Source organism: Cellulomonas sp. NS3 (assembly GCF_024757985.1).
In the GTDB taxonomy this organism is placed as follows: Bacteria; Actinomycetota; Actinomycetes; order Actinomycetales; family Cellulomonadaceae; genus Cellulomonas_A.
This window is the reverse complement of record NZ_CP103289.1, coordinates 196,059-209,496: the sequence shown is the minus strand read 5'-3', so window position 1 is coordinate 209,496 and position 13,438 is coordinate 196,059. Positions and strand designations below refer to the sequence as shown.

The following is a 13,438-nucleotide window of genomic DNA, read 5'->3' as shown; positions in this document are numbered from 1 at the left end:
GCGTCGTCCGCCCGACATGCGTGCTCCTTAGCGTCGGAGCGACAACGAGAGAGAGCGGGGCACCGATGACCCTCACGCTGACGCTCGTCCGCCACGGGCGCACCTACTTCAACGCACGACGGATCATGCAGGGACGCTGCGACTCGCCGCTCACGCGCGACGGCCGCGCGGGCGTCCGCACCACCGCCCGGCACCTCGCCGGCACCCCGTTCACCGCGGCGTGGTCCTCGCCCTCGGGCCGGGCCGTCGCGACCGCCGTCGAGCTGCTCCGCCCCCACCCCGAGGTCCGCCTGCGCACCGATCCCGGGCTGCTCGAGTACAGCTTCGGCATCTACGAGCGGAAGCACGAAGGGGTGCTCGACGAGGTCGTCTCGTGGCCCGAGCTCGTCACGGAGGTCCTCGCAGGCCGGCACCCGGGGCTGCCCGGCGGGGAGCCCGGGGCCGAGTTCATGCACCGGACCCGGGACGTGTTCGCCCGCATCGCCGCGCAGCACGACGACGGCGGGCACGTCCTCGTCGTCGGGCACGGGCTCGCGCTCGGCGCGTACCTCGCGACGGTCGACGAGGTCGGCCTCGTCCCGCTGCCCAACGCGTCGGTCTCCACCGTCCAGATCGAGCCCGACGGGTCGGCGCGCCTGACGAGCGTCGCGGTCGACGTCGCCGGCCAGGGCCACGTGGCGGCCCGCCCGATGCGCGCGCCGACCCCGGTAGCCTCGATCGCCTGACCCGCACGCCGCCCGACCCGCACCGCCCAGGCCGACCCGCACGCCGCCCGACGAGCACCGCTCGGCGCACACGTCACGGGGTCGCGTCCTCGCGGCGGCGCGCCCCAGGTCACGGGCAGACCGCCGAGCCGTGGACGGGCTCATCTCGGTTGGTGAGAGGCATTGCTCAGCATGCGGGACCGGCCCTATGCTCGGCTCACCATCCAGAGCGGCCGAGAGTCCTGGCTCGTCGACGCCGCAGCAACCCCCCTCTCACGAGGGTGTGGGTGCTTCCGCCAGGTTCGATGGAGTTGACGATGACGTGCACGTCCCCGTGTCTGCGACCCTCCCGGGCGGCCACCCCGCACCGGACCGCCTCATGAGCGCGCCCGTGACCGACGCCGCGCCCGACGCCGCGCCCGACGCACCCCCCGCCCCGCGCGACACCTTCACCGGCGACTCGGTCCGCCCGGCCCCGGGTGCGCGCGACGTGCTGGCGCCGGTCGACCGGCCGACGGTGTCGTTCGAGCTGTTCCCGCCGCGCAACCCGGACGCCGCCCCGAAGCTGTGGGCGACGATCCAGGCGCTCGGCGAGGCCCGCCCCGACTTCGTCTCGGTGACCTACGGGGCGTCGGGCAAGACGCGCGACACCACGCGAGGGCTCGTCCGCCGCCTGCTGCGCGAGACGTCGCTCAACCCCATCGCGCACCTGACCTGCGTCGGGACCTCGCGCGCCGAGGTCACCGCGGTCGTCGAGGAGTTCCTCGACGAGGGCGTCCGGTCCTTCCTCGCGCTCCGCGGCGACCCGCCGGCCGACCAGCCGGACTGGCGCCCGCACCCCGAGGGCCTCGAGACCGCGAGCGAGCTCGTCGCGCTGCTCCGCGAGATCGAGGAGCGCCGCTGCCGTGCGAGCCTCGCGCAGAAGGTCCGCGCGACCGTGCGGCCCCTGTCGATCGCCGTCGCCGCGTTCCCGCGCGGCAACGCCGGCACGGGCAGCACCCGGGCGCAGGACGTCGCGGCGCTGCTCGCCAAGCAGGAGGCCGGCGCCGACTTCGCGATCACGCAGGTCTTCTTCGACGCGGGCAGCTACCTCGAGCTCGTCGCCGAGGCGCGCGAGGCCGGCGTCACGATCCCGATCATCCCGGGCATCATCCCGACGACGGACCCCGCCCGGCTCCTGCGGGTCGAGGCGCTCACCGGCGTCCCGGTCCCCCGGCCGCTGCTCGAGCGGCTCGGCTCGGTCGAGGACGACGCCGAGCGCCACCGTGTCGGCATCCGCGTGAGCGTCGACCTCGTGAACGCCGTGCTCGACGGGGGCGCCCCGGGCGTCCACGTCTACACCTTCAACACCCACCATGCCGCGCTGGACCTGCTCGAGGGTGCACACCTCGGCGGCGGGGCTCCGACAGCTCCCGACCGCTCCCCCAGGCCGCAGGCCGGCACACCCAGCCCCGTCCCCGCCCCCACGAACTGATCGAGGACCCACGATGACCAGCACCACCCCCGCGTCCGCGCTGCCCGAGTTCCCCGCCGGGACGATCCTCGGCTACCCGCGCATCGGGCCCCGCCGCGAGCTGAAGAAGGCCATCGAGGCGTTCTGGGCCGGCAAGACGTCCGCCGAGGAGGTCGAGGCGGTCGCCGCCGACCTGCGCAAGCGCACCCGCACGCACCTCGCCGGCCTCGGCCTGCGCACCGACGTGCCCGCGATCCCGAGCGCGTTCTCGTTCTACGACCAGGTGCTCGACGCGACCAACCTCGTGGGCGCCGTCCCGGCCCGCTTCGCCGACCTCGTCGACGCCGAGGGCCGCCTCGACCTCGCGGGCTACTCGACGGTCGCCCGCGGCCGCGGCGAGGACCTGCCGCTCGAGATGACCAAGTGGTTCGACACGAACTACCACTACCTCGTCCCGGAGATCGGCCCGGAGACGGAGTTCCGCTACGCGAGCGACCGCACCGTGCGCGAGTTCGTCGAGGGCCTCGCCGACGACGTCCTGACGCGCCCGGTCCTCGTCGGCCCGGTCACCTACCTCGCGCTCGCGAAGCCGACCGAGACCGCGCCCGAGGGCTTCACGCCGCTCGACCGCCTCGCGGACCTGCTCCCCGTGTACGCGACGGTGCTCCGCGAGCTCGCGACGGCCGGCGCCACGTGGGTCCAGCTCGACGAGCCCGCGCTGGTCTCCGAGTCGCTCGACGTCCCGCTCGAGCGCGTCCGCGAGGCGTTCGCCCAGGCGTACACCGTGCTCGCGACCGAGCTCGCCCGCCCCGAGCGCCCGGCGATCCTCGTCGCCGCGCCCTACGCGGACCTCGCGGAGAGCCTCGACGTCGTCGCGGCCTCGGACGTCGAGGGCGTCGCGCTCGACCTCGTCCGCGGCGCGGCCCCCACGGCCGCCGTTCCCGGTCTCGCGGGCAAGGTCGTCGTCGGCGGTGTCATCGACGGACACAACATCTGGCGCGCGGACCTGTCCGCGGAGCTCGAGGTGCTCGAGCGCCTCGAGACGCTCGGCGCGGCGCAGGTCGCGGCCGGCACGTCGACGTCGCTGTTCCACGTGCCGCACACGCTCGAGGACGAGCCCGCGCTCGACGCGACGCTGAAGTCCTGGCTCGCGTTCGCCGACCAGAAGGTCGCCGAGATCGTCACGCTCGCCGAGGGCCTGGCGGAGGGTCGCGAGGCCATCCACACGCAGCTGCTCGAGGCGTCGGACGCGGTCCGCTCGCGCGCCACGGCGCCGGGCGTCGTCCGCCCCGAGGTGCGCGAGCGCGTCGCGTCGCTCACCGAGGACGCGTTCAACCGCGGCCCGTTCACCGAGCGCAAGAGCGCCCAGGCGGAGCGCCTCAACCTCCCGCCGCTGCCCACGACGACCATCGGGTCGTTCCCGCAGACGCCCGAGATCCGCAAGGCGCGCGCGGCGCACGACAAGGGCGAGCTCAGCACCGAGCAGTACGAGGAGGAGATGCGCGCGGAGATCCGCCGCGTGGTCGAGCTCCAGGAGACCGTCGGCCTCGACGTTCTCGTGCACGGCGAGCCCGAGCGCAACGACATGGTCCAGTACTTCGCGGAGAACCTCGACGGGTTCGCCGTGACGCAGAACGGCTGGGTCCAGTCCTACGGCTCGCGCTGCACCCGCCCGTCGATCCTGTGGGGCGACGTCTCGCGGCCCGCCCCGATCACGGTCGGCTGGACGCACTACACGCAGTCGCTCACGAGCAAGCCGGTCAAGGGCATGCTCACGGGCCCGGTGACGATCCTCGCGTGGTCGTTCGTGCGCGACGACCAGCCGCTCGGCGACACCGCGAACCAGGTGGCGCTCGCGCTGCGCGACGAGATCACGGACCTCGAGGAGGCCGGCATCGCGATCGTGCAGGTCGACGAGCCGGCGCTGCGCGAGCTGCTCCCGCTCAAGGAGAAGGACCACGCCGCGTACCTCGACTGGTCGGTGCGGTCGTTCCGCCTCTCGACAGCCGGCGTGCGCCCCGACACGCAGATCCACACGCACCTGTGCTACTCCGAGTTCGGGCAGATCGTCGGCGCGATCGACGGCCTCGACGCGGACGTGACCTCGATCGAGGCGGCCCGCTCGAAGATGGAGATCCTCGCCGACATCGCGAACGCCGGGTACCCGCGCGCCGTCGGCCCGGGCGTCTACGACATCCACTCCCCGCGCGTGCCGGGCGAGGACGAGGTCCAGGAGCTGCTCACGGCGGCGGTCAAGGCCATCGACCTCGACCAGCTCTGGGTCAACCCCGACTGCGGCCTGAAGACCCGTCGCTACGCCGAGGTCACGCCGTCGCTCGAGAGCATCCTCGCCGCGACGCGCGCGGTCCGGGCGACGCTCGCCTGACCTGACGCACGACGGCCCGAGGCCGGGGAGCCCGCGGGCTCCCCGGCCTCCGGTGCGTCCGGGCCCTGTCGGCGCGTCAGCCCGTCGCGTCGGCGCGCTCGCCGGACTGCGTGATCGCGGCGGCCTGGGACGCGCTGTGCTGCACCTCGATACGGCGCGGCTTCGCCTCCTCGGCGACGGGGATCGTCAGGGAGAGGACGCCGTCGGCGTACGTCGCCTCGATCTTGTCGAGCGCGAGGCCGCGACCCACGGTCAGCTGGCGCACGTACGTGCCGGACGGACGCTCCTGCACGAGCCACTGCACGCCCTCGGCACCCTGGTGGGTGCGCTGCGCGCGGATCGTCAGCGTCTGGTCCTCGACGTTCACGTCGATCGTGCCCGGGTCGGCGCCCGGGAGGTCGGCGTGGAGCACGTAGTGGTCCCCCGACCGGAACAGGTCGAGCGGCATGGACGCTGCAGCGCGTGCGGAGCCGAACACCTGACCGACGAGCCGGTCCATCTCCTGGAACGGGTCGAATCGCGTAGCCACGACCATCACCTCCTCGCGGCGAGGCACCGGACCGTCCGACGCCTCGGTACGGGCCCCCTCCGGAACCGTCCGGAGAGGACTGGCTACGTCTCTTTTTTAGCACTCTGCTACCGGGAGTGCCAAGCCCTGCGCGACCGCTCGACCCGGTCCTGCGCGCGACGCCGCCCCCGTCGCGCCCGCCTCCCTCCGCGCGGGCCGACGCGACGTACCAGCCCTCGCGCGGCCTCCTCGTGCGCGCGGGGCTAGCCTCGTGGCAGGAGGCGGCCGGGGGGACCGCCACCGGAGCAGGGGGTCGGCATGGACGTGACCGGCACGGGCAGCGACGGCATCGCCGTCGAGATCGACGCGATCGCGCGCGCGCACCCGCACGACGGGACCCTCGAGGACGCGTGCGCGCGCCTGGTCCACCTGCTGCGCCAGCACGTCCGCATGGACGTCGGCTGGACGAGCGAGTTCGTCGGGACCGAGCAGGTGTTCCGCATCGTCGACGTCGAACCCGGGCACAGCGGCCCGGCGGTCGGGACCCGCACCTCGCTCAACGACGCCTACTGCTCGCGCGTGCTCAACGGGACGATGCCCGCGCTCATCCCGAACGCGCGCGACGTGCCGGCCGCCACCTGGCTCGACGTGACCCTGGCGCTGCACATCGGCTCCTATCTCGGTGTGCCGCTGCACGCGCCCGACGGCACGCCGAACGGCATGCTGTGCATGATCAGCAGCGGCGTCGCCCCGCAGCTCGACGAGCACGCCCTGACCACCGCACGGCTCGTCGCCCAGGTCGTCGACGACCTGCACCACCGGGCGCTCGGCGAGGGGGCGGCGCGCCGCGAGCGGGCCGCGCTGCACACCCGCGTCGCCGCCCTGTGCTCGGGGCTCGGCCGGCACTCCGTCTACCAGCCCATAGTCGAGCTCAGCACGGGCGTCGCCGTGGCAGCCGAGGCGCTCACCCGCTTCGAGGCGTCCGACCGCGCGCCGGCCGGCTGGTTCGCCGCGGCGCACAGCGTCGGGCTCGGCCGCGAGCTCGAGGTCGCGGCCGCCCGGTGCGCCCTCGACGCGCTCCGCACGCCCGGGAGGGTGCCCCCGGGCTGCGCGATCGCCGTCAACCTCTCCCCCGAGCTCGTCGTCGGGGCGCTCGACGAGCTCCTCGACGACGTCGACGTGTCCCGGGTCGTCCTCGAGCTGACCGAGTACGCCCCGGTCGCGGACTACGACGCCCTCGAGCGCGCCCTCGCACCGCACCGCGCCGCCGGGCTGCGCGTCGCCGTCGACGACACGGGTGCCGGGTACGCGAGCCTCACCCACGTGCTGCGCCTGCGCCCCGACGTCGTCAAGGTCGACATGCAGCTCGTGCGCGGCGTCGACACCGACCCCGTCCGGCAGGCCCTCGTCGGGGCCCTCGCCCGGTTCTGCGCGGTCGCGGGCGCGCTCGTCGTCGCGGAGGGGGTCGAGACCGAGGACGAGCTCGTCTCGCTGCTGGACCTGGGGGTCGGCCTGGGCCAGGGCTTCTTCCTCGAGAAGCCGTGCCGTGAACCGCGGTGGGACGGGTTCCCGCACCACGCGACGTCGCTGGCGGCCGGCGGCGGCTGAACGCTGCCGGGCCTGCGCGGGCACTGCGCCGAACCGGTGCCGACCGGCGCCGGCCGGTCAGTCCGTCACGTACTGCGCGGCGAGCGCCTCCACGATCCGGACGTCGCCGTCGAGCCACGGCACCGTCGTCCACTGCCCGAGCGGGAGCCACTGCAGCGCGTCGTGCTCGACGAGGGGCTCGGGGATCCCGTCGACCACCTCGGCCATCCACAGCCGCATGACGTAGGTGTCGGTGAGGCGCCACGCGCCGCCGTCGGGCCCGACGAGCTCGTGGCCCAGGCCGACGCGGACGCCGAGCTCCTCGCGCAGCTCGCGGTGCAGCGCCTCCTCGGGGGACTCGCCCGGGTCGACCTTGCCGCCGGGGAACTCCCAGCGTCCGGCGAGGCTCGCGGGGGCGGACCGGCGGGCTGCGAGCAGCTCGCGGGGGGAGTCGAGGTCGTCGACGATCGCCGCGGCGACCACGAGCACGGGACGCGTCATGCGGGCGATCCTGCCAGTGATGCATGTCGGGCGCGTGACGTGGCGGGGGCGCGGCGGGCGGGGTGCGCGCGGGGAGCGGGCGGTGGCCCGGCCGGTGCGGGCGGCAGCCTGGCCGTTGCGGGCGGCAGCCTGGCCGGCGGGTGCGCCGGCGGCGGGGCAGGCGGACGCGTGGACGATGGGAGGCGGACCGGGGAACAGCGGCCGCGGGGGCGCGGGCGGCGAGGGATGCCGCCGCGCGGTCCGGCGTCGTGCGGGACGGGTCGCGGCCGACGTCGGCGAGGGCTGCTGACCGGGGTCGGCGCACCGGGGGTACGGCCGGTGCGTGCGACAGGCAGGTGCGGGTGGTGCGTCCGGCGGGACTGGTCCGGCCGGGCTGCTCGTGCGGGCCGGACGTGCGTCCGGCCGGGCTGGTGCGTCCGGGGTGGGCGCCCGGGTCGTGCGGTGCGGGTGGCTGCGGGTCAGCGCAGGCCGGCGGCCTCGGCCCAGGCGACGGCCTCGGCGCGCGTGGAGACGCCGATCTTGCGGTAGACGCTGCGCACCTGGGACTTGACGGTGTTGCGCGTGACGAACAGGCGCGTCGCGATCTCCTCAAGGGTGACGTCCTCGGCGAGCTCGGAGAGGACGACGCGTTCGCGCCGTGTCAGCGGCTCGGCGAGGGGCGTCGTGACGGTGCGGTCTGCCTCAAGGATGCTCATGGTGTCCTCCGGGTCCGGACGGCGTCCGGTGACCCGGCGCCGTGTCGTGCGGCTGTTACCGGATGAGATCGGCAGGCGCGGCCGATATGACGCCGAAATCACCCACGAATCACCCCGGTGTCGCCGTGGCACGTGCTCGGGGCGACACTCGAAGGTGAACGTGCAGGTCACGGAGATACACGGAGGACACCGGGAGAACCGGGTTCACCCGTTCGGACCAGCCGTCGCGGACGTTCCCCGCCCTTCGGGGCAGCCCGCGGAGCCGGGTGGCGCGTGGTGGGCGCGCGCGGTGGCGTGGACACCGCCGCGGCACGCGCCCCCGCGGGTCAGCCGGCGACCTGCGCCGCGTACTCCTCGGAGGTCAGCACGGGCCCCGTCTCGGCGACCTCGACCTTGAGCAGCCAGCCGGCGCCGAACGGGTCCGAGTTCACGAGCTCGGGGGTCTCGACGACCGCCTCGTTGACCTCGACGACCGTGCCCGAGACGGGCGAGAACAGCTCGGAGACCGACTTCGTGGACTCGATCTCGCCGATCACGGCGCCCGCGGTGATCGCCTCGCCGACCGCCGGGAGCTCGACGTAGACGATGTCGCCGAGCGCGTCGGCCGCGGTCGAGGTGATGCCGACGGTCGCGGGCGCGTCGGCGCCGGCGCGGGTGTCGACCCACTCGTGCTCGACCGTGTACTGCAGGTGCTCGGGGAAGGCGCTCATGGAGGTGTCCTGTCGGGTCGGCCGGCGGCGCCGGTGGTCGTGGGGCGGTCGGGTCGACCGCTCGCGCGAGCGGTCGGTCGAGCGGTCGGTCGAGCGGTCGGTCAGCGAGGACGACGGTAGAAGGGAACGGGCACGACGACCACCGGCTCGCGGCGACCGCGGACGTCGACCGCGAGCTCGCGGCCCTCGCCGCACATCTCGGGCGTCACGTACGCGAGCGCGATCGGGTGGCCGAGCGTCGGCGACGGGGCTCCCGACGTCACGTGCCCGATCACCGGGGCGTCCGGCGCGGTGCTCATCACGACGTCGTACCCGTGGCGCGCCGCCCGCTTGCCGAGCCCGCGCAGACCGACGAGCACGCGCGCCGGCTGGGCACCCTTGCGCGACGCGAGCACCGCGCGGCCGACGAAGGGCAGCGGCGTACCGTCGGGCCCGGTCTTGTCGAGCTTCACCACGCGGCCGAGACCCGCCTCGTACGGCGTGGTCGTGGTGTCGAGCTCGTTCCCGTAGAGCGGCATCCCGGCCTCGAGGCGCAGGCTGTCGCGCGCGGACAGGCCCGCGGGGACGAGCCCGAGGGGCTCCCCGGCGGCGAGCAGGTCGCGCCAGAGCTCGGCGGCGGCCTCGGCCGGGACGAACAGCTCGAAGCCGTCCTCGCCCGTGTAGCCGGTCCGGGCGACGAGCGCCGGGACGCCCGAGACGGTGGCGTTGACCGCGGCGTAGTACTTCAGCTCGCGGATCGGGTCCACGTCGACGGGCTCGGCCGCGGACGTGACGATCTCCTCGGCGCGCGGACCCTGCACGGCGATGAGCGCGGTGGTCAGCGAGGCGTCGTGCAGCGTCGCGTCGAACCCGGCGAGGCGCTCGGTCAGCGCGTCGCGCACCACGGCGACGTTCGAGGCGTTCGCGACGACGAGGAACCGGTCCTCGGCGAGCCGGTAGACCACGAGGTCGTCGAGCACGCCGCCGTCCTCGCGGACGATCATCGTGTAGCGCGCCCGGCCCAGCGCGAGGGCCGTGAGGTCCCCGACGAGCGCGTGGTCGAGCGCCGCGGCGGCCCCCGCGCCGGAGACCTCGAGCTCGCCCATGTGCGAGAGGTCGAACAGCCCCGCGGCCGTGCGGACCGCCTGGTGCTCGGCGATGTCGCTCGTGTACCGCAGCGGCATCTGCCACCCCGCGAACGAGGTCAGGGCGGCGCCGAGGGCGACGTGCTCGTCGTGCAGCGGGGACAGGACGTCGCTCACGGGCGGGCTCCGATCGGGTCGAGGGTGCCGTCGCCACGCGGGCCGCGCGCGACGGGAAGGGCGGGACGAGCGGGCGTCGCGGACGGCGCCGTGGTGACGGCGGAGCGCCGGCCGAGCCGGAGCGGCCGGGACCCGGAGGCCCGGGTCACGAGGTGTACGCCTCGATCGGCGGGCACGTGCAGACGAGGTTGCGGTCGCCGTGCGCGCCGTCGATCCGGCGCACCGGCGGCCAGTACTTGTCGCTGCGCACGCTCGCGAGCGGGAAGGCCGCGAGCTCGCGCCCGTACGGCTTGTCCCAGACGTCGGCCGTGACGGAGCCCGCCGTGTGCGGCGCGTTCCGCAGCGGCGACTCCGTGAGCGGCCAGCGCCCGGCGCCGACCGCGTCGATCTCGCCGCGGATCGACACCAACGCGTCGACGAACCGGTCGAGCTCGGCGAGGTCCTCGGACTCGGTCGGCTCGACCATGAGCGTGCCCGCGACGGGGAACGACAGCGTCGGGGCGTGGAAGCCGTAGTCCATGAGCCGCTTCGCGACGTCCTCGGCCGTGACGCCCGTGTCCTTGGTGATCTGGCGCAGGTCGAGGATGCACTCGTGCGCGACGAGTCCGTTCGGGCCGGTGTAGAGCACGGGGAAGTGCGGGGCGAGGCGCGACGCGAGGTAGTTCGCGCTGAGCACGGCGGTCTCGGTCGCGCGGCGCAGACCCTCGCCGCCCATGAGCGCGACGTACGCCCAGGAGATCGACAGGATGCCGGCCGACCCGAACGGCGCCGCGGAGACCGGGGCGGCCGCGCCGGGACCGGGCAGGCCGGGCGACGCGAAGGCGGCCGCGGACGGGCTGCCCGACGAGGGCGCCGCCGAGCCGTCGGCGACCCCCGAGCCGTCCGCCGCAGCCGTGGGCCGCGCGTCTGACCCGTGCTCGGCGCCGGGGTCCCCGGGCAGGAACGGCACGAGGTGCGCGCCGACGCCGATGGGTCCGACGCCGGGGCCACCGCCGCCGTGCGGGATGCAGAACGTCTTGTGCAGGTTGAGGTGCGAGACGTCGCCGCCGAACTCGCCGGGCCGCGCGAGCCCGACGAGCGCGTTGAGGTTCGCCCCGTCGATGTAGACCTGGCCGCCGGCCTCGTGCACGAGGTCGCAGACCGTGCGCACGTCCTCCTCGTAGACGCCGTGCGTCGACGGGTACGTGATCATGATCGCCGCGACCTGCGGGCCGTGCTGCGCGAGCTTGGCGCGCAGGTCGTCGAGCTCGACCGAGCCGTCCTCGGCGGTCGCGACGACGACGACGCGCATGCCCGCGAGCGCCGCGGAGGCCGCGTTCGTGCCGTGCGCCGACGCGGGGATCAGGCAGATGTCGCGCACGGCGTCGCCCTCGGCGCGGTTCGCCGCGTGGTACTCGCGGATCGCGAGCAGCCCGGCGAACTCGCCCTGCGAGCCGGCGTTGGGCTGGACCGAGACCGCGGCGTAGCCGGTGATCTCCGCGAGCCACGTCGACAGGCTCTCGATGAGCTCGGCGTACCCGGCCGCCTGCTCGCGCGGCACGTACGGGTGGATCGACGCGAACTCGGGCCAGGTCATGGCCTCCATCTCGACCGTCGCGTTGAGCTTCATGGTGCAGGAGCCCAGCGGGATCATCGTGCGGTCGAGCGCGAGATCCTTGTCGGAGAGCCGGCGCAGGTAGCGCATCATCGCGGTCTCGGAACGATTCACGTGAAACACGGGGTGCGTGAGGTAGCCGCTCGTGCGGACGGCCCACGTGGGGAGGTCACCGGACGCCAGCGGCACGTCGGTACTGGTCGCGGGCCCGGCGGCGTCCTCGTCGGGGCGCGGCTCGGCGTCGGCGGCGGACCCCAGCGCCTCGGCGACGGCGGCCAGCACCGTGCGCACGTGCTCGCGCGTCGTCGTCTCGTCGCACGCCGCCTGGACGTGGTCCTCGTCGGGCGCCCACAGGTTGACCCCGCGCTCGGCAGCGGCGCGGACGACGGCCCGCGCGCGACCCGGCACGACGGCCCGGACGGTGTCGAAGAACGTCTCGTGCGCGACGGCGACCCCGTGCGCCCGCAGCCCGTCGGCGAGCGCGACCGCGCGCGCGTGCACCCGCTCGGCGATCGCCCGCAGCCCGTCGGGCCCGTGGTAGACGGCGTACATCGAGGCCGTGATCGCGAGCAGCGCCTGCGCGGTGCAGATGTTGCTCGTCGCCTTCTCGCGCCGGATGTGCTGCTCGCGCGTCTGCAGCGCGAGCCGGTACGCGGGGGCGCCGTCGGCGTCGATCGACACCCCGACGAGCCGGCCCGGGATCATCCGCTCGAGGCCCGAGCGCACCGCCATGAACGCGGCGTGCGGCCCGCCGTAGAACAGCGGGACGCCGAACCGCTGCGCCGAGCCGACGGCGATGTCCGCACCGAGCTCGCCCGGCGGCGTGAGGATCGTCAGCGCGAGCAGGTCGGCGGCGACCGTGACCAGCCCGCCCGCCGCGTGCGCGGCCTCGATCAGCGGCCGCAGGTCGCGCACGACGCCCGAGACCCCGGGCGCCTGGACCACGACGCCGACGAGGCCGCCCGGGCCCAGGTCGGGCAGGCCCGCGCTCAGGTCCGCCACCACGACCGGCAGCCCGATCGCCTCGGCGCGACCCCGCGTGACCGCGACCGTCTGCGGCAGGCACTCGGAGTCCAGCACCACGACACCCTCGGGCCGGCCCTTGACCGAGCGCCGCATGAGCGCGACCGCCTCCGCGACGGCCGTGGCCTCGTCGAGCAGCGACGCGTTCGACGTCGGCAGGCCCGTGAGGTCGCCGATCACGGTCTGGAAGTTGAGCAGCGCCTCGAGCCGGCCCTGCGAGATCTCCGGCTGGTACGGCGTGTACGCGGTGTACCAGGCCGGCGACTCGAGGACGTTGCGGCGGATCACCGGCGGCGTGATCGTGTCGGAGTACCCGAGCCCGATCATCTGCGTCATCACGGTGTTCTTCGCGGCGATCGCGCGCAGGGCCGCGAGCACCTCGGCCTCGCTGCGGGCCGCCGGCAGGTCGAGCGGGCGGTCCGTGCGGATCGAGGCGGGGACGGCGGCGTCGACGAGGTCGTCGAGCGAGTCGTAGCCGAGCTGCGTGAGCATCGTCGCGAGCTGTGACGTGCGCGGGCCGACGTGACGGTCCGTGAAGTCGCGCGCGGCGTCGGTGCGGTGGGACAGCTCGTCGGCGCTGAGGTGCGTCACGGCGGTCTGGTCGAGATCGGTCACGAGGGCCTCCGGGGGTCGTCCGGCGGGCACCGGGACGGACGGGTGGCCTCCCCGCTCTGTCATCCGCGCGCCCGGGGGCACGCGACCTGAGAGTTTTGCCGGTCCGCCATGGGCCTCGCGGTGAGCGGGACCCCGGGGCGCGCCGGCTTGCACCGTCGGTGGGCCGCCCGTCGCCGGGTGGCCGCTTTCCAGAGTTGCCTCGCCGTGGCGGTACGGGGGCCTGAGAGTTTCCCGGGGAGGGACTTGCTCCTTCGGCGCCTCCCGGACGGCTCGGCCCCTCGCGGGATCCGGGCCGACGACGGGAGGACTCTCCCGCCACGGTTCGAGCAGCGTGTTCAGTTGAGGACTGCGGCGCTCAGCGTACCGCTGCACGGGGCTCGCTGGGCGGCGCGGGTTGCGACCGACGGCTGATGGGGGGCGC

10 protein-coding genes and 2 riboswitches are annotated in these 13,438 nt (G+C 74.8%); of the genes, 4 read left to right on the top strand and 6 right to left on the bottom strand.

The features are described from left to right. Positions 1–65: 65 nt before the first annotated feature. From NXY84_RS01010 to metE, 3 genes are all read left to right on the top strand, one after another. Positions 66–725, top strand: coding sequence for a histidine phosphatase family protein (locus NXY84_RS01010; RefSeq protein WP_258725328.1), 660 nt, complete (start codon positions 66–68; stop codon positions 723–725). Positions 726–921: 196 nt separating this feature from the next. Beyond that, positions 922–1,016, top strand: a riboswitch (SAM riboswitch). A 67-nt stretch (positions 1,017–1,083) separates the two neighbouring features. Further along, complete coding sequence (locus NXY84_RS01005; RefSeq protein WP_396126381.1) at positions 1,084–2,178, top strand: methylenetetrahydrofolate reductase; 1,095 nt, start codon at positions 1,084–1,086, stop codon at positions 2,176–2,178. A 13-nt stretch (positions 2,179–2,191) separates the two neighbouring features. Continuing rightward, entirely contained in the window at positions 2,192–4,543 is a 2,352-nt protein-coding gene (metE, locus tag NXY84_RS01000; protein ID WP_258725325.1) for a 5-methyltetrahydropteroyltriglutamate--homocysteine S-methyltransferase, read from the top strand. Between the two features lie 76 nt (positions 4,544–4,619). Here metE and NXY84_RS00995 read toward each other — a convergent pair whose 3' ends face one another. After that, positions 4,620–5,072, bottom strand: a complete 453-nt coding sequence (locus NXY84_RS00995; protein ID WP_258725324.1) for an Hsp20/alpha crystallin family protein — start codon at positions 5,070–5,072, stop codon at positions 4,620–4,622. Between the two features lie 297 nt (positions 5,073–5,369). On the opposite strand from NXY84_RS00995, the gene NXY84_RS00990 reads away from it, so the two are divergent. Further along, positions 5,370–6,659, top strand: a complete 1,290-nt coding sequence (locus NXY84_RS00990) for a sensor domain-containing phosphodiesterase (RefSeq protein ID WP_258725323.1) — start codon at positions 5,370–5,372, stop codon at positions 6,657–6,659. A 57-nt stretch (positions 6,660–6,716) separates the two neighbouring features. On the opposite strand, the gene NXY84_RS00985 is transcribed toward NXY84_RS00990, so the two are convergent. From NXY84_RS00985 to gcvP, 5 genes are all read right to left on the bottom strand, one after another. After that, positions 6,717–7,139, bottom strand: coding sequence for a (deoxy)nucleoside triphosphate pyrophosphohydrolase (locus tag NXY84_RS00985; RefSeq protein WP_258725322.1), 423 nt, complete (start codon positions 7,137–7,139; stop codon positions 6,717–6,719). A gap of 458 nt (positions 7,140–7,597) precedes the next feature. Then, complete coding sequence (locus tag NXY84_RS00980) at positions 7,598–7,834, bottom strand: helix-turn-helix domain-containing protein (protein ID WP_258725321.1); 237 nt, start codon at positions 7,832–7,834, stop codon at positions 7,598–7,600. 326 nt (positions 7,835–8,160) lie between these two features. Then, entirely contained in the window at positions 8,161–8,544 is a 384-nt protein-coding gene (gene gcvH, locus NXY84_RS00975; protein WP_258725319.1) for a glycine cleavage system protein GcvH, read from the bottom strand. A 101-nt stretch (positions 8,545–8,645) separates the two neighbouring features. Then, a complete protein-coding gene (gcvT, locus tag NXY84_RS00970) occupies positions 8,646–9,785 on the bottom strand; it encodes a glycine cleavage system aminomethyltransferase GcvT (RefSeq protein ID WP_258725318.1) in 1,140 nt (379 codons plus the stop codon). 145 nt (positions 9,786–9,930) lie between these two features. Continuing rightward, a complete protein-coding gene (gene gcvP / locus NXY84_RS00965; RefSeq protein ID WP_258727085.1) occupies positions 9,931–12,894 on the bottom strand; it encodes an aminomethyl-transferring glycine dehydrogenase in 2,964 nt (987 codons plus the stop codon). Positions 12,895–13,215: 321 nt separating this feature from the next. Continuing rightward, a riboswitch (glycine riboswitch) is annotated at positions 13,216–13,342 on the bottom strand. Positions 13,343–13,438: the final 96 nt, after the last annotated feature.

Bases quoted from the DNA above. Each gene is read 5' to 3' on its own strand.
- NXY84_RS01010 (WP_258725328.1), top strand. From the start codon at position 66: ATGACCCTCACGCTGACGCTCGTCCGCCACGGGCGCACCTACTTCAAC.
- NXY84_RS00990 (WP_258725323.1), top strand. From the start codon at position 5,370: ATGGACGTGACCGGCACGGGCAGCGACGGCATCGCCGTCGAGATCGAC.
- gcvP (WP_258727085.1), bottom strand. From the start codon at position 12,894: ATGCTCACGCAGCTCGGCTACGACTCGCTCGACGACCTCGTCGACGCC.
- NXY84_RS01005 (WP_396126381.1), top strand. From the start codon at position 1,084: ATGAGCGCGCCCGTGACCGACGCCGCGCCCGACGCCGCGCCCGACGCA.
- NXY84_RS00985 (WP_258725322.1), bottom strand. From the start codon at position 7,139: ATGACGCGTCCCGTGCTCGTGGTCGCCGCGGCGATCGTCGACGACCTC.
- metE (WP_258725325.1), top strand. From the start codon at position 2,192: ATGACCAGCACCACCCCCGCGTCCGCGCTGCCCGAGTTCCCCGCCGGG.
- gcvH (WP_258725319.1), bottom strand. From the start codon at position 8,544: ATGAGCGCCTTCCCCGAGCACCTGCAGTACACGGTCGAGCACGAGTGG.
- NXY84_RS00980 (WP_258725321.1), bottom strand. From the start codon at position 7,834: ATGAGCATCCTTGAGGCAGACCGCACCGTCACGACGCCCCTCGCCGAG.